This is a genomic window from Promicromonospora sp. NPDC057488 (genome assembly GCF_042802395.1).
In the GTDB taxonomy this organism is placed as follows: domain Bacteria; phylum Actinomycetota; class Actinomycetes; order Actinomycetales; family Cellulomonadaceae; genus Promicromonospora.
Genome location: NZ_JBHVEG010000015.1, coordinates 1 through 22,965, shown reverse-complemented (window position 1 = coordinate 22,965; position 22,965 = coordinate 1). Strand labels below are relative to the sequence as shown.

The 22,965-nt window shown below is 73.5% G+C and carries 17 protein-coding genes; 8 read left to right on the top strand and 9 right to left on the bottom strand.

The genetic code is table 11. The annotated features are described in order from the left end of the window. Positions 1-11: 11 nt before the first annotated feature. The 3 genes from ACFU5G_RS05155 to ACFU5G_RS05145 are packed head-to-tail and all read right to left on the bottom strand — an operon-like array spanning position 12 to position 3,154. Positions 12-929, bottom strand: a complete 918-nt coding sequence (locus ACFU5G_RS05155) for a carbohydrate ABC transporter permease (protein ID WP_377241458.1) — start codon at positions 927-929, stop codon at positions 12-14. Between the two features lies 1 nt (position 930). Beyond that, positions 931-1,851, bottom strand: a complete 921-nt coding sequence (locus ACFU5G_RS05150) for a carbohydrate ABC transporter permease (protein ID WP_377241456.1) — start codon at positions 1,849-1,851, stop codon at positions 931-933. Next, entirely contained in the window at positions 1,838-3,154 is a 1,317-nt protein-coding gene (locus ACFU5G_RS05145; protein WP_377241454.1) for an ABC transporter substrate-binding protein, read from the bottom strand. Before ACFU5G_RS05145 ends, ACFU5G_RS05150 begins: the two co-directional genes overlap by 14 nt. A gap of 182 nt (positions 3,155-3,336) precedes the next feature. Between ACFU5G_RS05145 and ACFU5G_RS05140 the strand changes: the two genes are divergently transcribed. From ACFU5G_RS05140 to ACFU5G_RS05130, 3 genes are read left to right on the top strand one after another with little or no spacing between them, the layout of a single operon-like run. Next, positions 3,337-5,325, top strand: coding sequence for a glycoside hydrolase family 127 protein (locus ACFU5G_RS05140; RefSeq protein WP_377241452.1), 1,989 nt, complete (start codon positions 3,337-3,339; stop codon positions 5,323-5,325). A gap of 8 nt (positions 5,326-5,333) precedes the next feature. After that, positions 5,334-6,638 carry a RuBisCO large subunit C-terminal-like domain-containing protein gene (locus ACFU5G_RS05135; RefSeq protein ID WP_377241450.1) on the top strand — a complete coding sequence of 435 codons (1,305 nt, stop codon included), beginning with the start codon at positions 5,334-5,336 and terminating at the stop codon, positions 6,636-6,638. Next, complete coding sequence (locus tag ACFU5G_RS05130; RefSeq protein WP_377241449.1) at positions 6,631-7,917, top strand: four-carbon acid sugar kinase family protein; 1,287 nt, start codon at positions 6,631-6,633, stop codon at positions 7,915-7,917. The genes ACFU5G_RS05135 and ACFU5G_RS05130 overlap by 8 nt, the downstream gene beginning before the upstream one ends. Positions 7,918-7,935: 18 nt before the next feature. Here the strand turns inward: ACFU5G_RS05130 and ACFU5G_RS05125 are convergent, their stop codons facing one another. Next, positions 7,936-10,884, bottom strand: a complete 2,949-nt coding sequence (locus ACFU5G_RS05125) for a glycoside hydrolase family 2 TIM barrel-domain containing protein (protein ID WP_377241447.1) — start codon at positions 10,882-10,884, stop codon at positions 7,936-7,938. 72 nt (positions 10,885-10,956) lie between these two features. On the opposite strand from ACFU5G_RS05125, the gene ACFU5G_RS05120 reads away from it, so the two are divergent. Beyond that, positions 10,957-13,797, top strand: coding sequence for an FAD-binding and (Fe-S)-binding domain-containing protein (locus ACFU5G_RS05120; protein ID WP_377241445.1), 2,841 nt, complete (start codon positions 10,957-10,959; stop codon positions 13,795-13,797). 12 nt (positions 13,798-13,809) lie between these two features. On the opposite strand, the gene ACFU5G_RS05115 is transcribed toward ACFU5G_RS05120, so the two are convergent. The 3 genes from ACFU5G_RS05115 to ACFU5G_RS05105 form a co-directional block, all read right to left on the bottom strand. Continuing rightward, complete coding sequence (locus ACFU5G_RS05115; RefSeq protein WP_377241443.1) at positions 13,810-16,470, bottom strand: family 78 glycoside hydrolase catalytic domain; 2,661 nt, start codon at positions 16,468-16,470, stop codon at positions 13,810-13,812. Next, positions 16,467-18,077 carry a DUF5060 domain-containing protein gene (locus ACFU5G_RS05110; RefSeq protein ID WP_377241441.1) on the bottom strand — a complete coding sequence of 537 codons (1,611 nt, stop codon included), beginning with the start codon at positions 18,075-18,077 and terminating at the stop codon, positions 16,467-16,469. Before ACFU5G_RS05110 ends, ACFU5G_RS05115 begins: the two co-directional genes overlap by 4 nt. A 195-nt stretch (positions 18,078-18,272) precedes the next feature. Continuing rightward, complete coding sequence (locus ACFU5G_RS05105) at positions 18,273-18,704, bottom strand: hypothetical protein (RefSeq protein WP_377241439.1); 432 nt, start codon at positions 18,702-18,704, stop codon at positions 18,273-18,275. Positions 18,705-18,933: 229 nt separating this feature from the next. Here ACFU5G_RS05105 and ACFU5G_RS05100 point away from each other — a divergent pair, with 229 nt between their 5' ends. The 4 genes from ACFU5G_RS05100 (at position 18,934) to ACFU5G_RS05085 (ending at position 21,623) form a co-directional block, all read left to right on the top strand. Further along, a complete protein-coding gene (locus ACFU5G_RS05100) occupies positions 18,934-19,380 on the top strand; it encodes an RNA polymerase sigma factor (RefSeq protein WP_377241437.1) in 447 nt (148 codons plus the stop codon). 1 nt (position 19,381) lies between these two features. Next, positions 19,382-19,897 carry a hypothetical protein gene (locus tag ACFU5G_RS05095; RefSeq protein WP_377241435.1) on the top strand — a complete coding sequence of 172 codons (516 nt, stop codon included), beginning with the start codon at positions 19,382-19,384 and terminating at the stop codon, positions 19,895-19,897. Between the two features lie 86 nt (positions 19,898-19,983). Next, entirely contained in the window at positions 19,984-20,868 is an 885-nt protein-coding gene (locus ACFU5G_RS05090) for a CPBP family intramembrane glutamic endopeptidase (protein WP_377241433.1), read from the top strand. Further along, a complete protein-coding gene (locus ACFU5G_RS05085; protein WP_377241431.1) occupies positions 20,865-21,623 on the top strand; it encodes a MerR family transcriptional regulator in 759 nt (252 codons plus the stop codon). The genes ACFU5G_RS05090 and ACFU5G_RS05085 overlap by 4 nt, the downstream gene beginning before the upstream one ends. A gap of 10 nt (positions 21,624-21,633) precedes the next feature. On the opposite strand, the gene ACFU5G_RS05080 is transcribed toward ACFU5G_RS05085, so the two are convergent. Next, a complete protein-coding gene (locus ACFU5G_RS05080; RefSeq protein ID WP_377241429.1) occupies positions 21,634-21,774 on the bottom strand; it encodes a hypothetical protein in 141 nt (46 codons plus the stop codon). Positions 21,775-21,956: 182 nt separating this feature from the next. After that, the gene (locus tag ACFU5G_RS05075; RefSeq protein WP_377241427.1) at positions 21,957-22,664 is read right to left on the bottom strand and encodes an HNH endonuclease signature motif containing protein; all 708 of its coding nucleotides are present in this window, start codon (positions 22,662-22,664) and stop codon (positions 21,957-21,959) included. Between the last annotated feature and the right edge of the window lie 301 nt (positions 22,665-22,965).

The following is a 22,965-nucleotide window of genomic DNA, read 5'->3' as shown; positions in this document are numbered from 1 at the left end:
TCCCTTTCGACTCATCCCTTGAGCGAGCCCGCGGCCAGGCCCGCCATGATCTTCTTGTTGAGGAAGGCGAACACGACCAGCAGCACGAGCAGGTTGATGCTGATCGCGGCGAACAGCGGGCCGTACTGCGTGGAGCCGTACTCGTCCGAGAGGCTCAGCAGGCCCACCTGGATGGTGGCCAGCTCGGGGCGCGTGGTGAACGTGAGCGCCACGAGCAGGTCGTTGAACACCGCGAAGAACTGCACGAGCCCGACGGTCAGCATGGCGTTCTTCATCAGCGGCAGCCCGATGACGAAGAACGACCGCAGCGCGGACGAGCCGTCCACGGCGGCGGCCTCGAAGATCTCGCGCGGCACCGACCGGAAGTAGGCCGCCATCAGGAACGTCGTCAGCGGCAGGCCCATCGCCGTGTAGGTGAGGATCAGCGGCCACAGCGTGTCCGTCAGGCCCAGCTGGAAGTAGACGCTGAACAGCGGCACGAGGATCATCTGGCCGGGCACCATGATGCCCGCCAGGACGAACAGGAGCACCTGCCGCCGCCCCCGCCAGATCATCACCTCGAGCACGTAGCCGGCGGCGACCCCGAGCAGGATGATGAGGGCGACCGACGGCAGGGTGACCAGGATGCTGTTGCGGTAGTTCAGGGCGACGTCGCCGCGGGTGAAGGCCGTGACGTAGTTGTCGAGGTTGAACGTCTCGGGCAGCGCCCAGGTGGGGTTCTCGAAGAACTCCGTCGGGGTCTTGAACGAGCCCAGCACCATCCACAGCTGCGGGTACAGGACGACGACGAGCAGCAGCGTGACGGCGATCCACACGGGCACGCGCCGCAGGGTGGCACGCACCGTGCGCGCCGCCTGCCCGGGTCTGCGCGGTGGCTCCGGCGCCGGTCGCGGTGCGGGCCGGGTGGCCGGGGGACGGGTGATCGTCATCTCAGTCCTCCACGCGCTTGCTCGACGAACGGAAGACGGCGAGCGTGAACACGAGGCACAGGAGCGTCAGCACCACGGCGATCGTGCTCCCGTACCCGTACTCGGCGTACTCGAAGGCGGTCCGGTACATGTACAGCGTCAGCGGCGCCGTCGAGGTGCCCGGCCCGCCGTTGTTCAGCGCGAGCAGGCTGTCGAACACCTTGAGCGTCGCGTTCAGGCTGAAGATGACCGACGACAGCAGGATCGGCAGCGACAGGGGCACCACGATGTGCCGCACGAGGCGGAAGCCGCTGGCGCCGTCGAGCCGGGCCGACTCGATGACCTCCTCGGGGATGTCCAGCAGCCCCGTGTACATCAGCACCGCGTAGAAGCCCATCGAGCTCCACAGGGTCATCGCCACGGCGACCACCATGGTCCCCGCCGTCGAGACGAGGAACTCCACGCTCTCGCCGCCGAAGAGGTTGATCACGTCGTTCACGGGCCCCTGGTTGTCCCCCACGCCCACCAGGCTGCGGAACAGCAGGGCGACGGCGACGGTCGGCAGCACCATCGGGAAGAAGACGGCGGTGCGCACGAACGCCGAGCCCCTGCGGAGCACGAAGACGTACAGCAGCGCCAGCAGGTACCCGAGCGTCACCTGGCAGACGGTCGCGACGACGGCGAAGACCACGCTGACGACCAGCGCGTGCAGCGCGGCGTCGTCGGTGAAGAACGTGGCGAAGTTGTCCAGGCCCACGAACTCCATGCCGCGCAGGGCGTTGCCCTCGAACAGCGAGAGGCCCAGCGACCAGGCGACGGGGACGACCTTGAGCGCGACGTAGACGACCAGCGTCGGGAGCAGCAGGAACAGGATCGCCGTGCGGTCGCCGAACACCCGGTTCGTGGGCGTACGCCGTGCGGGTGGTGCGTCAGCGCGCGGCATCGACGCTCGCCTGCAGCTCGGTCATGTACTGCTCCGGGGTCATCTGGCCGGTCGTCAGCAGGCTGACGTTCGTCGACGCCAGCGAGTTGGACTTCGCGTCCAGCAGCGCCTCGAACCAGAGCACGGTCTCGTCGACCCCCTCGAGCTTCTCCTGCACGGCCGCCGTGGTCTCCGGCACGTCGGTGACCTCGCCGTTGACCCGGAAGCCGGACAGCACGCCGGCGTCCTGCAGGGCCTGCTGGCCGTAGTTCTCGGCGATGCAGGCGATCCAGTCCTTCACCTTCGGCCCCGCCTGCGCGGGGTCCAGCGCCATCGCGGCCCCGGCGTTCGCGGCCCACTGGTCCGCGGTGCCCGCGCCGCCCTCGACGGCGGGGAACGGCATGAACCCGACGTTCTCGGCGCCGATCTCGTCCTGCGCGGGGTCGTTGATGTTGCCCAGCAGCCAGGTCCCGTCGTACGTCATGGCGGCGCGGCCCGACAGGAAGGCCGCCGTGGCGGCGTCGGGCTCGAGGGAGTTGAAGCCGTCGCCGAAGAGCCCGTCGGCGGCCATGTCCGCCAATGCCGCGGCCCCGGCGACGTACGGCTCGTCGGTGAGCTTCGCCTCGCCGTCGCGGATCTTCTCCATCGCGTCGGGGCCGACCTCGCGGAAGATGTACATCCCCATCAGGCGCGTCAGCGGCCAGCCCGCGGCGCCCGCCTGGGCGAACGGCTGGTACCCGGCGTCCTTGACCTCGCCGGCGGCCGCCAGGAGCTCGTCGAACGTCTGGGGCTCCTCGAGCCCGAGCTCGTCGAAGATCGCCGTGTTGTACCAGATCCCCTCGAGGTTGTACTGGTACGGCAGCGAGACCATCTGGCCGTAGGCGCCCTCGACGGTCGACGCGGCGGCCGGGAGCACGTCGTCCCAGACGCCCGCCTCGGTGAGCAGCTCCTCGTAGTCGAGCACGCGGTCCGAGGCGCCGAGGTCGCCGTCGGGGCGCACCATGTCGGTCCCCGCGACGAAGTGCGCCGGCAGGGCGCCCTGGCTGGCCAGGAGCGTCACCTTCTGCACGACGTCGGCCTGGGCGACCTTCTGGTGCTCCAGCGGGAGCGCCTCGTTCTCGGCCTTGCACTGGTTCTCGGACAGCGCCGTGAGCTGTGCCTCGAGCGTCTCGTTCTCGTTGGGGGTGAGCACCGTGAACGTGTCCGGGTCCGCCGCCTCCCCGCCGCCGGCCGGGCCGCCCCCGCCGGCGCAGCCGGCCGTGAGTGCGATCGCGACGAGCGCCGTGCTCGCGACCGCGAACGGTCTGGTGCGTCGAGTTGTCATTTTCGCGTCCTCCTTGACGGCCATGCCTTGCCCAGCGTGTGCGAACGACGGTAGGGACGGAGCGGTACATGTGTCAACACTCAGGGTTGAAATTCTATTCACGATGTGGGTCAATCGATCCGGGAGGCCCTCTCGCCGAGGCGTCGACCAGCCGGACACTCGCCGTCGGAAGGACGCAACACATGCCCACCACCACCGAGCGCCGGGCCCACCGACCGCTCGCCGCGCTGCGCGCGGACCAGGCACGATGGCGCCGGGGCTTCTGGGGCGACGTGCACCAGCGCACGCGCGACGTCACGATCCCGACCATCTGGGACTCGCTCAGCGACGCCGCCACGAGCCCCGGCCTGCGCAACTTCCGCATCGCCGCGGGTCTGGAGACCGGCACGCACGTGGGCCCGCCCTTCATGGACGGCGACCTCTACAAGTGGCTCGAGGCCGCCGTCGCGCGGCTCGAGACGGACCCCGACGACGCGCTCGCGGCGACCGTCGAGGAGGTAGCCGGGCTCATCGCCTCGGTGCAGCAGGAGAACGGGTACCTGCACACGCCGACGGCCATCGCGGCGCGCAACGACGAGGAGGCGGCGCCGCTGGCGGACCGCTTCAACTTCGAGACCTACAACCTCGGCCACCTGATCACCGCGGCGGTCCGGCACCACGAGGTGACCGGCAGCACGGTCCTGCTCGACGCCGCCCGCGCCGCAGCCGGGTTCCTCGAGCACCTCGCCGCCGACAAGCCGCTGGAGCTGGCCCGCAGCGCCATCTGCCCCTCGCACTACATGGGCGTGATCGACCTGTACCGGGCGACCGGGGAGGAGCGCTACCTGCGCCTCGCGCAGGCGTTCGTCCGCGTGCGTGACGACTTCGACGGCGGCGACGACAACCAGGACCGCCTCCCCGTGCGCGACCAGACGGTCGCCGCCGGCCACGCCGTGCGCGCCAACTACCTGTACGCCGGGCTCGCCGACCTCGTCGCCGAGACGGGCGAGGACGAGCTGCGCGCCGTGCTCGAGCGGCTCTGGACCGACGTCGTCGGCACCAAGATCTACGTGACGGGCGGGTGCGGGGCCCTGTACGACGGCGCCTCGCCCGACGGGTACCCGTGGCAGGGCGAGATCAGCCGCGTGCACCAGGCCTACGGCCGCGCCTACCAGCTGCCGAACACCACGGCGCACGCCGAGTCGTGCGCGAACATCGGCATGATCTTCTGGAGCGAGCGGATGCTCGCCCTGACGGGCGAGGCGCGCTACGCCGACGTCATCGAGCAGATCGCCTTCAACAGCCTGCTCGGGAGCGTCAGCCTGGCGGGCTCCGAGTACTTCTACACCAACGCGCTGCGCCAGGTGCGCGGGCTGCCGTACCCGCTGCGCCGCCCGGGCGACACGGGGCAGGTGGTGGTCCCGGAACCGCCGCCGTCCGACGAGCGGCTGCGGCAGCGCTACCTGTCCTGCTTCTGCTGCCCCCCGAACATCGCGCGCGTGCTCGCGACCTTCCACGAGCGGGTGGCGTCCCTCGCCGACGACGGCGTGTACGTGCACCTGTACGGCGGCAGCGACGTCGACGTCGCGGACGGGCACGGCGCCCGGCTGGCGCTGCGCGAGGACAGCGACTACCCGTGGGACGGGCGCATCACGTTCACCGTCACGGACGCGGCGGGCGCGCTGCCCCTGCACCTGCGGGTTCCTGGCTGGTCGTCCGGCGCGACGCTGACGGTGAACGGCGAGCCGGTCGAGGTCTCCGCGCCCGGCACCTACACGCGCGTCGCGCGGACGTGGGCGGCGGGCGACGTCGTCGTCCTGGACCTGCCGATGCCCGTCCGCACGCTGCGGGCCCACCGGCTAGCCGAGGAGGTCACCAACCAGGTCACCGTGCGGCGCGGACCGGTCGTGTACTGCCTCGAGAGCGCGGACCTGCCCGCGGGCGCGCGCCTGGAGCAGGCCGCGCTGCGCCGGGGCACGGCCCTGCGCCCGGTCGAGGCCACGATCGGCGACGTCCGCGTGGTCGCGCTGGAGGGCGAGCTCGTGGAGCTGCCGGTGCACGACGGCGGCGCGCTCTACGACGACCTGGAGGACGGGCCCCTGCGCCCGGTCCCGGCCCGGCTCGTCCCGTACTTCTCCTGGGGAAACCGCGGGGCGGGCGAGATGTCCGTCTGGCTCCCCGTGGTCTGGTGAGGACGACCATGACGACCTCCGAGACCGCACCCCGCCCCGTGACCGACGCGCCCCGCCACACGGGCGCCCACGTCATCGCCACCTACGTCATCGAGACGTCGATCGCGCTCGAGCGCGCGGCCGAGATCCTCGCCGGCGAGCAGTCCACCGGCACCTTCGTCCGCGTCGAGCGCGAGTCGGACGAGGTCCGCGCCCGGTTCGCCGCCCAGGTCGAGAGCGTGCAGGAGGTGCCGCTCACGGGGGCGTCCCCGCTCCCGGGCTCCGTCGGCGACCCCGCGGCGCGGCGCCGCGCCATCCTGCGGCTGCGCTTCCCGCTCGACAACTTCGGCCCGTCGATGCCGAACCTGCTGGCCGCCGTGGCCGGGAACCTCTTCGAGATCAAGGAGCTCGCGGCCATCCGCCTGCTGGACCTCGAGCTGCCCGCGCCGTTCGAGGAGCGCTACGGCGGGCCCGCGTTCGGCATCGAGGGCACCCGCCGGCTCATGGGGCGGCCCGACGGCGCCATGGTCGGCACCATCATCAAGCCGAGCATCGGGCTCGCCCCCGCCGAGCTCGCCGAGGTGGTCGGTGAGCTCGCCGCGGCAGGCATCGACTTCATCAAGGACGACGAGCTGCAGGGCAACGGGCCCAGCGCCCCCCTGCGCGCCCGGGTCGAGGCCGTGATGCCGGTGCTGCACCGGCACGCGGACCGCACCGGCGTCATGCCGATGTACGCGTTCAACATCACCGACGACCTCGACCGGATCGAGGCCAACCACGACCTCGTCGTCGCGGCCGGCGGCACCTGCGTCATGGCGTGCGTGAACCTGATGGGGCTCGCCGGGCTCGACCTGCTGCGGCGGCACACGCAGGTGCCGATCCACGGGCACCGGGCCATGCTCGGGTCCGTGGCCCGCAGCGACCAGGTGGGGATAGCGTTCCGGGCATGGCAGAAGCTGGCACGTCTGGCCGGGGCCGACCACCTGCACACCAACGGCATCAGCAACAAGTTCTACGAGTCGGACGCCGAGGTGCTCGACTCGATCGACGCCGTGCGGACGCCGCTGCTCGGCCTGACGCCGACCGTCCCGGTGCTGTCCTCGGGGCAGTGGGGCGGGCTGGCCCACGCGACCTATGCCGCCGTGCGGTCGACGGACCTGCTGGTCCTGTCCGGCGGGGGCATCCACGGGCACCCGGACGGCGCGGCCGCGGGGGTGGCCAGCATGCGTGACGCCTGGGCGTCGGCCGAGCGCGGCGAGACCCTGGAGCAGGCCCTGGCCGCCTCCGGCCCGCTGCGCCGGGCCGCGGAACGGTTCGGTCCGGCCCGTGCGTGAGCCGCGCGTCGCGTTCTACGGCGACGACTTCACCGGGAGCGTGGACGCGCTGCTGCAGTTCGCCCGGCGCGGGTGGTCGGGGCGGCTCTTCGTGGGCCTCCCCGACCAGGCCACGCTGCTCCGGGCGGCGGCGACGCACGACGTCGTGGGCGTGGCCGGCGTCGCGCGCTCCCTGCCGACGGCGGAGCTGGACGGCGAGGTCGAGCCGGTGCTGCGCCGCCTCGCCGCCCTGCGGCCCCACCTGGTGCAGTACAAGGCGTGCTCCACGGCGGACTCCTCGCCCGAGGTGGGCAGCCTCGGGCGGGTGATCGAGCTCGGCCGGCGGATCGTCTCGGACCGGCCGGTGCCGCTGCTCTTCGCCCAGCCGGACTTCGGGCGCTACACCGCCTTCGGCCACCACTTCGCGGCCGAGAGCGGCGTGGTCCACCGCCTGGACCGGCAGCCCACGATGTCGGCGCACCCGTCGACCCCCATGACGGAGTCGGACCTCGCGGTGCACCTCGGGCGGCAGACGGCGCTGACCGTCGGTTCGCTGCCGTGGACCGCCTACGGGTCGCCGGCCGTGATCGCCGAGCGGTTGCGGGGATCGGACGCCGCCGCGGTCGTGCTCGACGCGCTCGACGACGGGCACCTGAGTGCGATCGGCGCGGCGCTCCTGGGGATCGAGGCGCCGGTCTTCGCGATCGGTTCGGGCGGGCTGAGCCAGGCGGTGGCGGTGGCCGCGCCCCGGTCCGCCGTCCGGCTCCCGACCCGGACCGAGGCGCGCGGGCCCGTCCTCGCCGTGTCGGGCAGCCGGTCCCCGCAGACGCGGCGGCAGGCCGACCGAGCCGCGGCGGCGGGGTGGCTGGTGCGGCCGCTGGCCGCCGGCGGGTCCGAGGGTGAGGACGGGAGTGGGGACGCGGACGTGCTGGAGGCGCTCGGCGCCGGCCGCAGCATCGTCCTGACCTCCGACGACGCCGACCTCGCCCAGGCCTCCCCCGCCGCGACCCTGGACGTGATCGCCCGGGCGGCGGCCGCGACCGTCGCCCGGGTGCTGCGCGCGGGCGCCACGCGCCGCGTCGTCGTGTGCGGCGGCGACAGCTCCAGCCGGGTCACGACGCTGCTCGGCGTGGACTCGCTCTCGATCGCCGCCAACCCCTGGGCGAACGTCGTGCTGCTCCGGGCGCACAGCGCCGACCCGGCGGTCGACGGCGCCGAGCTGCTGCTCAAGGGCGGCCAGGTGGGCGACGACGACCTGTTCGAGCGGGTCCGGGAGCTCGGCCTCCCCACGGAAGGCTGAGGTCCCGGACCCTCCCGCTCACCCGGCCTGCAGCCGGACCGACCAGGTGGTGCGCTCGCGCGGCACGCGGTAGCGCTCCGGCAACGCGGGCCCCACGGACGCCGACCCGATGCCCTGCTGCCGGTGGTCGAGGTTGAGCCAGACGCGTCCGGAGTCCCGCAGGTCGTGCGGCTTGCGGGCCCGCTGCAGGTCCTGCGACGTCCACCGGCGCGCGGTGAAGTCGAACGTCGGGTACCCCTCGACGCCGTCGACCCGCAGCGGCGGCACGTCCTTACCCGTGAGCTCCAGCCAGCGGGTCTGCACGTGGTTGCCGTTCTCCTGCGGCACCGGGTACGGGGTCTGCAGGTCGTCGACGGCGCGGTCGAACGTGCCGAGCCGCGACCCCTCGAACGAGTCCACGTAGGTCTCCCCCGGCCCGCGCCCGAACCAGCGGGCGCGCGCGTAGGCGGACGGCAGCGACAGCCGCAGCCCGAGCCGGGGCAGGAGGATGTCCCGGTGCCGGTGCGGGGTGTCCGCCCACGGGCCGGTCAGCTCGACCTCGACGGTGAGCACGAGGGCGGCGCCGTCCGGCTGCCAGAGCATCGTCCAGTCGACGCCGTGCGCGTGCGTCGTGGGTGCCGTCCGGCCGGCCACCCGCAGGTGGTCGTCGGCCCGCTCGACCAGGTCCGTGCGGTGCAGCATGCGGTCCAGCCCGGTCGCGGACCAGACGGACGCGAGATCGTTCAGGTCGCCCTGGCCGTGGTCGTTCTCGGTGGGCGCGCGGTGCACGTCGAGCACGGGCCCGTCGAGCGCGAGGTCGCCGAGGCGGACCAGGCGGCCGGTGGCCGCGTCGAACGTGCCGGGCCCGAGGGTCACGTCGGCACCGCCGGGAGCCCGGTCCCCGTCGTCGGACCATCGCGGCAGCGGGCGCACGGGCGGCTCAGCGAGCACGTGCTGCCCCCAGGCCACGACGTGCCCGGCGGGTGCCCACACCGCGTCGGCCGCGGTCCGCGCCTCGACCGTGAGCACGAGGGTGCCCCGGGGCGGGTGCGCCGGCACCGGCACCGCGACCCGCCCCTGCCCGCCCGCGCCGACCGCGGGAACGTCGAGCACCCCGTCGGCCACCGGCTCGCCGTCGTCCGTCAGGGTCCAGGTGAACGTCAGGTCCGAGGTGTCGGCCGTGTGGCGCAGGTTGTCGACCAGCACGCCGTCGGCCCCGACGGTAACGCGCACGGGCTCGTACGCCTTGGCCAGCTCGGCCAGGGCGGGGGTCGGCGTCCGGTCGCTGAAAAGGAGGCCGTCGAGGTTGAAACGCCCGCCGCACGGCTCGTAGTCGATGTCCTCGCCGTGCATGACGTGCGCGGTGCCGTCGGCGGTGACGGCGTTGATGCCCAGGTCGATCCACTCCCAGACGAACCCGCCGCAGATCCGGTCGTGCTCCAGCATGATGCGGCGGTAGTCCTGGAGCGAGCCGGGTCCGTTGCCCATGGCGTGCGCGTACTCCACGAGCAGGAACGGGAGCGACCGACGCCGCTCGTCCTCGGCCGGGGTGACGCCGTCTGGCGTGTCCTCCGCGCGTCGCCCGATCCGGTCCAGGTCCTCGAGGGAGGGGTACATGAGGGAGTAGAAGTCGGAGTCGCGGTAGCTCGGGTCGCGCTCGTAGAGCACGGGGCGGCTGGGGTCCCGGTCGGCGACCCACTGCCGGAGCACCGTGAACGTCTCGCCCGTCCAGCTCTCGTTCGCGAGCGACCAGATGACGACGCTCGGGTGGTTCTTGTCCCGCTCGACCATGCGCCGCACCCGGTCCAGGAGCGCGTCGCGCCAGGCCGGGTCGGCGGGCGGGTTCTTCTCCCAGCCGGCGTAGATGAAGCCGTGCGTCTCGAGGTCGCACTCCTCCAGCACCCACAGGCCGTACTCGTCGCACAGCCGGAGGAACTCGGGGTGCGGCGGGTAGTGGCTGGTCCGCACGGCGTCCACGTTGGCGCGCTTCATCGCGACGATGTCCTGGACCATCGTCTCGCGGTCCAGGGTGCGGCCGGTGTCCGGGTGGTGCTCGTGCCGGTTCACGCCACGGAAGGTGACGGGCCGCCCGTTGACGGTGAAGACGCCGCCGGTGATCTCGACGTGCCGGAACCCGACGGCCAGCTCGACGGTCTCAACGGTCGACCGGAGGGTGCCGCGGTACAGGCGCGGCACGTCCGCGCTCCACGGCTCGACCGGGACCCGGGCGGTCTCGCCGGTGGCCATGCGGATCCCGAGCTCGGGGATCTCCACCACGGCCTCGGTGGTCGCGTCGACCCGGAGCGTGCCGGTGCCGGTCTCGTGGTCGTAGTCGGCGTGCACGTAGTGGTCGTCGATCGCCCCGGGCGGCCGCTCGATCAGCTCCACGTCCCGGAAGATCCCGGGCAGCCACCACATGTCCTGGTCCTCGAGATAGGTGCCCGACGACCACCGGTGCACGCGGACGGCGAGCACGTTGCGGCCGGGCCGCACGGGCGCGTCCAGCTCGAACGGGAGCCGGCTGCCCGTGGACCAGCCCAGCTCGGTCCCGTTCAGCCAGACCTTGGCGCAGGAGTCGACGCCCTGGAACCGCAGGACCGTGCCGTCGACCCAGTCGTCCGGCAGCTCGAAGACCAGCCGGTAGTCGCCGGTGGGGTTCTCGGTGCTGACGTGCGGCGGGTCCAGCGGGATCGGGTACGCCGTGTTCGTGTACAGCGGGCCCTCCGCGGTGCCGAGCATCGACCGCGCCGGCCCGCCGGCCAGCGGCGTGAACTCCTCCAGCACCCAGTGCGAGGGCACCCGCATCTCGTCCCAGCCCGAGTCGTCGAACCCGTCCGCGACGAACCCGGGACCCGTCCCGTCGGCGGTCGGGGCGAGCCGGAACCGCCACGTCCCGTTGAGGCTCAGCACGCGGGCGTCGCTCGGGGCGTCCGCGCGTGCCGGCCTGCGCCCGGCCCCCGGCGCCGTGCTCTCCCAGTAAGCGGTCATCGGCCCCTCCATCGTGGGTGCATAATCATTCCTCTGTGAATGTACCCTCAGACTAGCCGGACGAGGAGAGCGATGACCACCCTCAGCAGCACCACGGGCTCCATCCCCCGGGCCGTGGCAGACGCCGTCGGACCCGGCGGGTCGTCGAGCACCCGCGCGCTCGACCGCGTCGCCCTCGCCGCCGACGCGTCGCACTTCCTGCTGACCCCGCAGGCCGTCGTCGTCGCCGACGACGCCGCGACCGTCGGCCGCGTCCTGCGCGCCGCCGCCGCGAGCGGCGCGCACGTCACGTTCCGCTCCGGCGGGACCAGCCTGTCGGGACAGGCCGGCACCGACGGCATCCTGGTCGACACCCGGCGCTCCTTCACCCGGATCGAGGTGCTGGACGACGGCGCCCGCGTCCGCGTGCAGCCCGGCGCCACGGTGCGCCAGGTCAACGCGCGGCTGCGGCGGCACGGCCGCCGGCTGGGGCCCGACCCCGCCAGCGAGGTCGCGTGCACCGTCGGCGGCGTCGTCAGCAACAACTCCAGCGGGATGGCGTGCGGCACCGCCGAGAACTCCTACGCCACCCTCGACTCGCTCGTGCTCGTGCTGCCGTCGGGAACCGTCGTCGACACCGGCTCCCCCGACGCCGACGCGGCGCTGCGGGCGGCCGAGCCGCACCTCGTCGACGGCCTCGAACGCCTCCGCCGCCGGGTGACGGGCAACCCGGACTCCGTCGGCCGGATCCGGCGCGCCTTCGCCATGAAGAACACCATGGGCTACGGCGTCAACGCGTTCCTCGACTTCACGTCGCCGGCCCAGCTCCTCGCCCACCTCGTCGTCGGGAGCGAGGGCACCCTCGCGTTCGTCGCCGAGGCGGTCTTCCGCACCGTGCCGCTCCGCCCGCACACCGCGACCGCGCTGGCGATCCTCCCCGACCTGGAGGCCGCCACCCGCGCGCTCCCCGAGCTGGTCGCCACCGGCGCCGCGACCCTCGAGCTCATGGACGCCACCAGCCTCCGGGTCGGCCAGGCACAGGCCGACCCGCCCGCGGCGCTCGTCGGCCTGGACGTCACCACCGAGGCCGCCCTGCTGATCGAGTACCAGTCGGACACGCGGGACGAGCTCGAGGCGATGACCGCCGCGGGATCCCGGGCGCTCGCGGCACTGCCCCTCCTGCGGCCCGCCCCGCTCCTGGCCGACGCCGCCCACCGCGCCACCGCCTGGAAGCTGCGCAAGGGCCTGTACGCCGCGGTCGCCGGCGCCCGCCCACGGGGCACCACCGCGCTGCTGGAGGACGTCGTCGTGCCCGTCCCGGCGCTCGCGGCGACGTGCGCCGCGCTGCAGGACCTGTTCGAGCGGCACGCCTACCGCGACAGCGTGATCTTCGGCCACGCGAAGGACGGGAACGTGCACTTCATGCTCACCGACCGGTTCGAGACCGACGAGCAGCGCGGCCGGCTCGCCGCGTTCACCGAGGACCTGGTCGACCTCGTCCTCGGCGCCGGCGGGAACCTCAAGGCGGAGCACGGCACCGGGCGCGCCATGGCCCCCTTTGTGCGCCGCCAGTACGGGGACGAGCTCTACGACGTGATGCGGTCCCTGAAGCGGCTCCTCGACCCGGAGGGGATCCTCAGCCCGGGGGTCGTACTCGACGACGACCCTGAGGCGCACCTCAAGAACTTCAAGCTCGCCGAGCCCGTCGAGGCCGAGGTGGACCGGTGCGTGGAGTGCGGGTACTGCGAACCGGTCTGCCCCAGCAAGGACCTGACCCTCACTCCCCGGCAGCGCATCGTCGCCCGGCGCGCGGCGGCCCGCGCGGAGGCCGCAGGTGACACGGCGCTGCTGCGCGAGCTGGACCGGGACTACGAGTACGCCGGGGTGCAGACCTGCGCGGTGGACGGGATGTGCCAGACGGCCTGCCCCGTGCTCATCAACACCGGCGACCTCGTCAAGCGCCTGCGTGGTGCCGAGCACCGACCCGTGCTCGACGCCGCCTGGACCGCCGCCGCGGGGTCGTGGGGCGCCGTCACGCGCGGCGCGTCCGCGGCGCTGACGCTCGCCGGCCGGCTGCCGTCCGGCCCGGTCACGGCCGCGACGGACCTGGCCCGGGCGGTGCTCGGCGCGGACACGGTCCCGCGCCACACCCCCGACCTGCCGCCGGGCGGCGCGGCCCGGCGCCGGCTCGGGGACGCCGTCGGCGCGGGCCCGGACGCGCCGGTGGCGGTCTACCTCCCGGCGTGCGTCAACACGATGTTCGGGCCGGAAGGGTCCGGGCCGGAGGGCGACGGCGTCGGGGTCACGGCGGCGTTCGCCCGGCTGGCCGAGCGGGCGGGCGCGCGGCTGGTCGTCCCGCCGGGGACGGACGGGCTCTGCTGCGGCACCCCGTGGGCGTCGAAGGGCCACGACGCCGGCCGGAGCGCCATGGCGGCGCGGGTCGTGGACGCCCTGCGCGCCGCGTCCGACGACGGCCGCCTCACCGTCGTCACCGACGCGTCGAGCTGCACGGAGGGCTTCCGGCAGACCCTTGCGGAGTCGGGCATCGAGGTGGAGGACGCCGTCCGGTTCACCGCGCGGGTGCTGCTCCCCCGGCTCGACGTGGCCCCGACCCTCGCCACCCTGACCCTGCACCCCACCTGCTCGTCGGCCCGCCTCGGGCTCGACGACGACCTGACGGCGCTGGCGCGCGCGGTCGCGGACGAGGTGACCGTGCCCGACGCGTGGGGCTGCTGCGCGTTCGCCGGGGACCGCGGCATGCTGCACCCGGAGCTGACGGCGTCCGCCACCGCACGGGAGGCGGCCGAGGTGCGGGCACTGGGCGGCGACGCGCACGCCTCGTGCAACCGGACCTGCGAGATCGGCATGACGCGCGCGACCGGCGCCCCGTACCGGCACGTGCTGGAGCTGCTGGAGGAGGCGACCCGGGGCTGACAGGTCGCCGCCTCACGGGGGCAGCGGCGCCGTCCGGCGGTGGGTCCCGGGCGCGAGCTCCTCCGCCGCGGCCCCGGGCAGGTCCAGCACCGCGGTGGCACCGATCGGCACCACGGCCTCGACCCGCAGCTCGCCGCCCTCGGTCCGCCACGAGACCGACGTCTCGCCGTACGGCGTCAGGTGGCGGGCGGCAGCGTGCGTGAGCCCGCCGCCGGGCCGGGGCGCGAAGCGGATGCGCCGGTACCCGGGCGCGTCCGGCGCCAGGCCGGCGACCACGCGGTGCATCCAGTCGGCGACGGCGCCGAGCGCGTAGTGGTTGAACGACGTCATCTGGCCGGGGTTGACCGTACCGTCCGGGAGCAGGGAGTCCCAGCGCTCCCAGACCGTCGTCGCGCCCTGCTCCACCTGGTAGAGCCAGGACGGGCAGTCGCGCTCCAGCAGCAGGTCGTACGCCGTGTCCAGGTGGCCGTCGGCGCTCAGCGCGTCCGAGACCAGGGGCGTGCCGACGAAGCCCGTCGCGATGCGGTTGTCCGCCTGGCGCACGAGCTCGGCCAGGCGGGACGCCGCGGCCTCCCGCAGGACCGGGTCGGTGATCAGGCCGAACCGCAGCGCGAGCGCGTACGCCGTCGGGGCGTCGCTCGACATCCGCCCGTCGCCGGCCACGTACGCGCCCTCGAAGGCGGCGGCGACCTCGTCCGCGAGCGCCGCGTAGCTGGCGTGCTCGGCGTCCAGGCCCAGCACCTCGGCCATGCGGGCCACCGTGCGCGCCGAGCGTGCGAAGTACGCCGTCGCCACGAGGTAGCGGTCGGTCCGCGCGTCGGCCGGGTCCTCCGGGGGCGCCGCCGGGTCGAGCCAGTCGCCGAGCTGGAACCCGGTGTCCCACAGCCGCGACGGGCCGGCCAGGCGGTCGACCAGGTCGACCCAGCGCCGGGCGCTGTCGAACTGGGCGCGCAGCACGCCCTCGTCGCCGAACCGCTCGTACAGCGTCCAGGGCACGAGCGTCGCGGCGTCGCCCCAGGCCGCGCCGGGGCGCATGGGCGTCCACTTGTCCACCGCGGGGATCACCGGCACGAACCACGGCACGGTGCCGTCCGGGAGCTGTTCGACGGCGAGGTCGCGCAGCCAGCCCGACAGCATGCCGGACACGTCGAACAGCGTCGACGCCGTCGGCGCGAACACCTGGAGGTCCCCGGTCCAGCCGATGCGCTCGTCGCGCTGCGGGCAGTCGGTGGGGAGGTCGACGAAGTTGCCCCGCATGCTCCAGACCACGTTCTCGTGCAGCCGGTTCAGCAGCGGGTCGGACGACGTGAACCACCCCGTGCGCTCCAGGTCGGTGTGCAGGACCCGGGCGACGAGCGCGCCGGCCGCGACGTCGTCGTCCAGCCCGCCGGGGCCGCCCGGCCAGCCGGACACCTCCACGTAGCGGAAGCCGTGGTACGTGAATCTCGGCTCCCACTCCTCGACGGGGCGGCCGGCGAGGGTGTAGATGTCGGCCGACCGCGCGGCGCGCAGGGGCCGCGTGCAGATCTCGCCGTCCTGCAGCACCTCGGCCGTGCGCAGGGTGACCGTGGTGCCCGCCGGGCCGCTGACGCGCATGCGCACCCGCCCGACGAGGTTCTGGCCGAAGTCGAGGATGCGGGAGCCGCTGGGGCCGGTGAGCAGCCGGACCGGCCGCAGCTCCTGCGTCACGCGCACGGGCGGCCCGGTAGGGGCGACGAGGGTCGCGGGGTCGCGGCGCCGCTCCTGCACGCCGTCCCAGGCGGAGTCGTCGAACCCGGCCCGCGACCAGCCGGGCTGCTCCGCCCGCGCGTCGTGGTCCTCGCCGTCGTAGATCCCGCTGCGCAGGATCGGGCTCGGCGCCGACCGCCACGACCAGTCGGTCGGCACGACCTCGCGGCCGCCGTCGGCGTAGACGAGCTCGAGCTGCGCGAGGAAGGACTGGTCGTCGCCGTAGACGTTGCGGAACCCGCCCCGCCAGCCGAGCCGGCCCCGGTACCAGCCGTCGCCGAGCCACGCCCCGATCGCGTTCGCGCCGGTCTCGAGCAGCTCGGTCACGTCATGGGTGGCGTAGCGCAGCCGCTCGCCGTAGACCGTCCACCCCGGCGCGAGGGTGTCGGCGCCGACGCGCCGCCCGTTGATCTCGGCCTCCTGGAGCCCGTGCGCCGTGGCGTACAGGCGGGCGCGCACGAGCCCGGCGCGCACCTCGAACTCCTTGCGGAGGATCGAGGGGCGCCGGTCGTCCGTGTTCGGGTTCTCGTTCAGCGTGGCGCCGACGGGCCGCGCGACCCAGTCGGCGGGGTCGAGCAGCCCCGCCTCCAGGGTGGTGGGGGGTGATGGCGCCGACCACGCCCCGTCCGCGCCGCGCACGGCGACGCGGACGACGGCGACGTCCCGCGAGCCCAGGGGCCGGCCCGGCCAGGCCACGAGCACCTGGTCGGCGCCCTGTTCCGTGCCCTGGTCCGGGTCCTGCGACTCGTGGGACGTCGTCGCGCCGTCCCGTTCGACGTTGACGCGGTACGCGGTCTGTCGCCATCCCTCGGGCGCCGACACGATGCGCCAGGACAGCCGCGGCGCGCGCTCCCCGATGCCGAGGGGCTCACGGTGGTGCTCGACACGCGGCGCCTCGACGACGGGGACGGCGCGGTCGGCGCGGTCGGCGGGCGGGCGACTCACGCCTTCGTGAACCTGACCGCGATCCAGGGCTTGCCCGGCAGCTCGATGTTCGGGCGGGCCGGGTCCTGGGCCCCGCGGGGCACCTTGGCCATGTTGAACGTGCCGGCCGGGGTGACCGTCATGTTCCAGGTGTCGATGATGTCGGCCTTGAACGCCAGCCCGGCGCCGTTCGGCAGCACGGCCGCCCACTGCGTCGGGGTGGCGTCGTCGAAGTACTTCACGAAGTACTGGTTGTCGACGCCGGCGATCTCGTAGTCCCAGTCGGGCTGCAGGGCGTTGATGCCCGGAGCCGGGCCGTCCTCCATGACCTGCTTGAGGAAGGCGAGGCGCGGGGCGCTGGTGCCGTTCAGGGTCCCGCCCTGCCCGAGCCACGAGATGCTGGGCTTCTGCTCGGGGTTGAGCGTCTCGCCGTGGCCGCAGTAGGTGCCGCCGACGAAGGTGTTCCAGAACCGGCTGGTCATCTCCTCGCCGGAGAGCTGGCCCCAGCGTTCGGAGATGTTGCCCTCGTAGGCGACCTCGTCGAACACGACCGGCTTGAGGGCGAACTGCCGGTGCAGGTGGGCACGCAGGCCGTCCATCGAGGCGCCGGCGCTCTGGACGCTCGCGTGCGTGATCCAGGGCTTGCGGGCGTCGTAGTAGATGTTGGCGTTGTGGATCGAGCGCAGCCGGTCGTGCGGGTCGGCGGCCACGAGCACCTGGAACAGGTGGTCCCAGTCGTCGAGCGACTTGCTGTCCACGCCGTCGTACTCGTTCGCCATCGACCACCACACGTTGCGGTAGGCGCCGAACCGGGCGCTGACGTACCGCACGTAGCGCTCGTCGTCGGCGCGCGCCATGTCCGAGTAGCCGCGGTCCTCGTCGTAGGGGTGGTACAGCACCACGTCGGCCTGGATGCCGAGCTCCAGCAGCTGCGCGATGCGGCGCTCGTAGTTTCGGAAGTACGCGGGATCGAACCGGGTCGGGTCCCAGGCGCCGGGCTCCGTGCCCGTGCGCACGAACGGGTCGGTGTACGCGGCGGGGACGTTCGGGAACACCAGCATGCGGATCTTGTTGAACGGCGCCTTGCTCAGGGTGTCCAGCGTCAGCGCGCACTTCTCCTCGCCCTGCAGCGCCCACGAGTACGACGTCGTGCCGATCTGCCGGTACGGCGACCCGTCGGCGTGCACGAAGTGGTACCCGTCCGGCACGACCTGGACCGGCCCGTGGTTGCCCGCGGCGGGCTCCACCACGGTGACCCGCCCGGACCTGCGCAGCGCCCGGACGTTGCTCTCGACGCTCCAGCTCCACGCACCGGTCCGCGGCGGCGAGAAGCGGATGCGGTAGGTGCCCTCGCCGTCGTAGAAGCCGGGCACCTTGATCCGCTGGTCCCCGCTGCGGAACACGCCGGCGAGGGTGACGTCGACGAAGGGGTTGCCCTTGTCGGGGCCGTCGAGAACGATCTCGTGCAGGCCCCAGCGCTCGGCCGTGCCGGGCCCGGGCGCAGCGGGTGCGACAGGTGCCGCGGGCGCCGTCCGCCCCGACGCGGACGCGGACGTGGGCAGTCCGACCGCGGCGGCGGCGCCGAGAATCGCTGCCCCGGTGACGGCCGTCCGTCGTGTGATCTCCATCGATCCTCCAGATGACGTTGAGCGGGTGTCTCGCTCCGGCACGCTACACGCAGGGTGACTATTCTCGCTAGCCTGCATATTGATGCACAACGACGGAGGGGCACGGTGCCGCCGGACGCACGAGGCGCCCACCCCGGGAGAACCGGGGCGGGCGCCTCGTCGCTGTCAGGGCCTGGAAGGCAGACCGGGACTTGCTCAGCCGGTGACGGCGAGCTCCTGCTCCGCCCGCTCGCCGGGCACCGTCGGGACGGGCCGCGGCTCGCCCTCGTCGGACGGCCGCGTCTCGCTCGGAGCGGCGGGCGCGGGCGTGGCCTCGCGCTCGTCGCTCTCGTCGGAGGGCCGGGTCTCGCTCGGGGCTGCCGGGGCGGGCGTGGCCTCGCGCTCGTCGCTCTCGTCGGAGGGGCCGGAGTCGCTCGGCGCGGCCTCGGCAGGCTGAGACACGGCGGACGGCACGGCCGACGGCTCCTCCGGGACGGCGGCGCTGGCCTGCGTGCAGGCCGTCGCCAGGAGCGCGACGGCGAGCGCGCCGCCCGCAGCGACGACACCGCGGCCGGCGGAGCTCCAGGCACCGCGACGGTGGGTCGGGACGGTGGACGGCTGGACTGGGGTGTTCTTTTCGATGGTCACGCAACGGTCAGTGTGCGGCGGAGCGTGAACCATGATGGCTTCGGGATGTGACGTGGTCCACATCGGCAAGGTGTCATGACGAGGGCCCTGCCGGACACCGACCATCTCGCAGACCCGCTCCCATCCACTGGAGACAACCCTGTCCACCCATGCCGAGCAGCGTGACCTCGACCCGGGCACGCTCACACCTCAGCAGACCGAGGTACTGGTCGACGAGCACGCGCGCGCCGTGCACCGCTACGTGCGCACCCGGCTGAGCGCCGCGGAGGCCGAGGACGTCGTGGCCGAGGTGTTCCTCATCGCCTGGCGCAAGGGCGAGGTCCCGGACGAGCCACGAGCCTGGCTGCTCGCGATCGCCCGGCGGGTGCTGGCCAACCAGGTCCGGGCCGAGCAGCGGCGCACCGCGCTCGCGGATCGCGCCGTGCGGCATCCCGCACCACCCGGGCCGGACGACGCACGGCTGGTCGACGAGCTCGACCTGCTCCAGCGGGCCCTGGCGCTCCTGCGCCCGGCCGACCGCGAGGTGGTCGAGCTGCTGGCGGCCGCGGAGCTCAGCACCGGCGAGATCGCCCGCGTGCTCGGGTGCTCGGCCGCGACCGCGGCCGCCCGGGTGTACCGGGCCCGACGGCGGCTACGGGCCGCGTACCGCACGGTGACCGAAGGCCAGGAGGACTGACATGAGACCGCTGACGAGAGCGCAGAACGACCCCCTGGCACGAGCCCGCCGGGCGCTGGACCAGGTCGACGGGGAGCTGGACCTGGCCCGCCTCCACGCCGTCACCTCGGGGCACCGCCGGCCGGACCCGGACCTGGTTCCCCTGGACGACGACCCCGACTCCCAGGTCGAGATCCTCAGGTCCGGGCAGCGCCCCACGCAGCCCCGCCGTCGGGCGGCCGTCTGGGCGCTGGCCGCGACCGTGGCGCTGCTGTGCGGCGCGGGGGTCGGCACGGCGATGCTGTGGCCCGGGGGCGACGAGACCCCTCCCGGGTCGCGGGTTTCCGTGTCGCCGAGGCCCGAGGTCACCGAGCCGCCCCGGTCTCCCGAGCCCGCGCCGAGCACGAACCCGCGCGAGTGCTCGCCCGCACGGCCGACGCCGTCGGCCACCCCGCGCACCCCGCGGCCCACCACGGACGAGCGCGCGTCGGAGGCGTGCCAGTCCGGGCCCTCGGACCGGGCGGAGGCCGTGCCCTGAGGCGCGCGCTTGCCTCTGCCCTTGGGGCACATAGTCCACTCGGGGGTGGATCAGCCGATCCGCTCCCGAGTGAAGGATCGTTCATCGTGCGCACACCAGAATCCGGCCGGCCCCAGGGCCTCGACCTCTCGCGCCCCTTCGGCGCCCACCTCCGCATGAGCTGGTGGAAGCCGCTGGTGGTCATCGTCGTGCCGCCGCTGGCGATGGTGGTGCTGCAGGTCGTCCTCTACCAGGTCGTGGGCGTCCTCGAGGGCTCGGACGACCCGATGTCGGCCACGTTCACGCCGCTGAAGCTCCTGGCGATCAACCTGAGCGTGATCCTCGCGGGCGTCCTGGCGATCCTGCTGCTGGCGCGGCTGGCCGGGGTCCCGTGGCGCAGCCTGATCAGCTCGCCCCGGGCGTTCGACGGGACGCGCCTGGCGGAGTACCTGGTGGGCGCTGCCCTGCTGGTAGGGGCCGGGATCGGCGTCGTCGCGCTGGTCGCGCCCGAGTCGCCGGGCTGGGTCGCGTTCGGCGTCTCGGGGACCACGGTCCTCATGCTGGTCGTCACGCTCCTGAGCACCCCGCTCCAGGCCGTGGGCGAGGAGCTGATGTTCCGCAGCTCGGTGCTGCCCGCCGCCGCGTCCTGGGTGCGCGCCGTCCGCCCGGCCCTCGCCGTCGGCCTCGTGGTGTCCAGCCTGGCCTTCGCGGTGGTGCACGGCTCCAGCGATCCCTGGCTGTTCGGCTACTACACGTTCATCGGCGCCGCCACGGCCCTCATGGCGATCATCAGCCGCGGCATCGAGGCACCGGTCGCGTTCCACGTCGCGAACAACGTCCTGTTCTCGAGCGTCAACACCCTGATGGCCGACGGCGAGGGCTACACCATCGACCGGTCGACCGACACCGGCGACGCGTCCCTGCTGATCCTCGCGGGCGTCAACGTGGCCATGGTCGTCCTGGTCTGGATACGCGAGCGCCGCGCACGATGACCTGGAGCACGCGCGAGGTGGCCGAGCTGTCGGGCACGACGGTCAAGACCGTGCGGTACTACCACCAGGTCGGCCTGCTCGACGAGCCCGACCGGGAGCCCAACGGCTACAACAAGCGGTACGAGGTGCGCCACCTGACGCGCCTCCTCCAGATCAAACGGCTGACCGGCCTGGGCCTGTCGCTGGCCCAGGTGGCGGAGCTGGGAACAGCGGCGCACGACGGACGCCCCTCCCTGTTCCAGGAGATCGACGCCGAGCTCGAGGCCACGGTCGAACGGATCCAGGGCATCCGGCAGGAGCTGGCCGCGCTGTCCCGGCCGGGCGCGACGCCGGACGTGCCCGCCACGTTCCACGACGTCGCACGGCCGCTCCGCGACAACGACCGCGCGCTCCTGACGATCTACGCCCAGCTGTTCTCCGCGGAGTCGATGGACACGCTGCGCGGCGTGCTCGCGGCCAACCCCCACGAGGCGGTCGACGAGGCGTTCCGCGACCTCCCCGCGGACGCCGACGAGGCCACGCGGCAGGCGCTCGCCGAACGGATGGCGCCGTTCGTCGGCGCCAACGGGTCGGTGACGCTGGAACCGAAGGCCACGACAACCCGCCAGGCCGAGGCGGCGCGGAACGCCGTCGGGCAAGCCCTGCAGGCTTTGTACAGCTCGGCGCAGCTGGACGTGCTGCGGCGGGCCCACGAGCTCAGCGAGGCGGAGGCGAAGCCAGAGGCGAAAACGAAGGCGAAGCCGAAGGGCCCCTAGGAACCGCGGCTCACCACAGGCCGCCCTTGCGGCGCTTGCTGCTCCCCCACAGCCGCTTGGCGAGGTTCTTGCTCCGGCCCTTGGTCGTGCTTCCCCACAGGCCGCGCTTCCAGCTCTTCGCGCGTGACTTCCTACCCCACAGACCAGCCATGAGCGACCCCCTCGCGTGCGGACAGGCCTCCAGGCTACGGACGCGCCGCGGCCGGGTGCATCACAACCCGCCGGGTTGACAGGGGTCGGCGCGGGCCGCGGCGGCGCCGGACGGCCGCGGCGAAGCAACGGCGTCGGCGATCGCCCGGGATACGTCGTCTCGCTTACTGGGCGGCTGCCGGCTCAGAACGGCGGCTCGCCGGGTTCGGATGGGGCGGTGAATTCGGAGGGATCAGAGGTGTCGGCGGTCGAGGGTGCGGCCGTCTCCGGTGCGGTCGCGGCATAGGCACGAGGCAGTCGGCGCCCGGTGAGGGCACGCAGAGTCAGGTCCCCGCTCGTTGCCGGGTCGACATCGTCGAGATCGACCCGGGCGTCCAAGACCGTCGGCGGTCGGGTATGCGTCCGGCCCGCCGGTGTGGTCCAGGTCGTGATCCCGGTGCTCGGGTCGCGCACGACACCCCAACCGGCGTGCGTCTTGAGCAAGTGGTGCCGTCGGCACAGCGCGTGGAGGTTGTCGGCACGGGTCTGCCCACGCGCGTCCTTCCCGACTGCGGACTGACCGGCTTCCTGGTCGTGGTCGAACGGCTCGATATGGTCCAGATCGCATGTTGCGGCCCGAGAGTCGCAGCCGACGAAGGTGCACGTCCCATCCCTGGCCTCCACCGCCGAACGAAGTACCCGGCCCGGCTTGTACGACGTGGTCGAGTAGTCGGTGAGCACACCGGTAACCGGGTCGGTCAGAAGCCGCTGCCACGTGGCGTCCTCGGCCAGGATTCGGACGACGTCCGCCGGGACCGGGCCGAACCCGTCCAGGTCACCGGGCGCGTCATCCAGACCCAGGAGCGTGCTCGCCGGCACGGTCACCCGTACGACCGGCCGTGTGGGCGTCACCCGCACGACCGTCCGGCGGACGACGGGCGCCTGACCACCGCATGTACAGACAGGACCGGCATCTCCGGCATCCGTGTCAGTGCTGACGTTCGCTGTCGCACTCGTCTCCGCGTCCGTGCTCGTAGTCGCGCCCGCGGCTGAGCCCGAACCCACGATCGAGCTTGTGGTCACGCCCTCGCTTGTGGATATGGCCTCGCCCACCTGAGTCGTCGCCGTGAAGCGATCCCCAGGAACGAGCCGACCGGTCACGATCCCCGTCAGACAGTCCGCACGGAGCTGACCCAGAGTCCGCTCCTCACCA

Bases quoted from the DNA above. Each gene is read 5' to 3' on its own strand.
- ACFU5G_RS05155 (WP_377241458.1), bottom strand. From the start codon at position 929: ATGACGATCACCCGTCCCCCGGCCACCCGGCCCGCACCGCGACCGGCG.
- ACFU5G_RS05150 (WP_377241456.1), bottom strand. From the start codon at position 1,851: ATGCCGCGCGCTGACGCACCACCCGCACGGCGTACGCCCACGAACCGG.
- ACFU5G_RS05145 (WP_377241454.1), bottom strand. From the start codon at position 3,154: ATGACAACTCGACGCACCAGACCGTTCGCGGTCGCGAGCACGGCGCTC.
- ACFU5G_RS05140 (WP_377241452.1), top strand. From the start codon at position 3,337: ATGCCCACCACCACCGAGCGCCGGGCCCACCGACCGCTCGCCGCGCTG.
- ACFU5G_RS05135 (WP_377241450.1), top strand. From the start codon at position 5,334: ATGACGACCTCCGAGACCGCACCCCGCCCCGTGACCGACGCGCCCCGC.
- ACFU5G_RS05125 (WP_377241447.1), bottom strand. From the start codon at position 10,884: ATGACCGCTTACTGGGAGAGCACGGCGCCGGGGGCCGGGCGCAGGCCG.
- ACFU5G_RS05120 (WP_377241445.1), top strand. From the start codon at position 10,957: ATGACCACCCTCAGCAGCACCACGGGCTCCATCCCCCGGGCCGTGGCA.
- ACFU5G_RS05110 (WP_377241441.1), bottom strand. From the start codon at position 18,077: ATGGAGATCACACGACGGACGGCCGTCACCGGGGCAGCGATTCTCGGC.
- ACFU5G_RS05095 (WP_377241435.1), top strand. From the start codon at position 19,382: ATGAGACCGCTGACGAGAGCGCAGAACGACCCCCTGGCACGAGCCCGC.
- ACFU5G_RS05085 (WP_377241431.1), top strand. From the start codon at position 20,865: ATGACCTGGAGCACGCGCGAGGTGGCCGAGCTGTCGGGCACGACGGTC.
- ACFU5G_RS05080 (WP_377241429.1), bottom strand. From the start codon at position 21,774: ATGGCTGGTCTGTGGGGTAGGAAGTCACGCGCGAAGAGCTGGAAGCGC.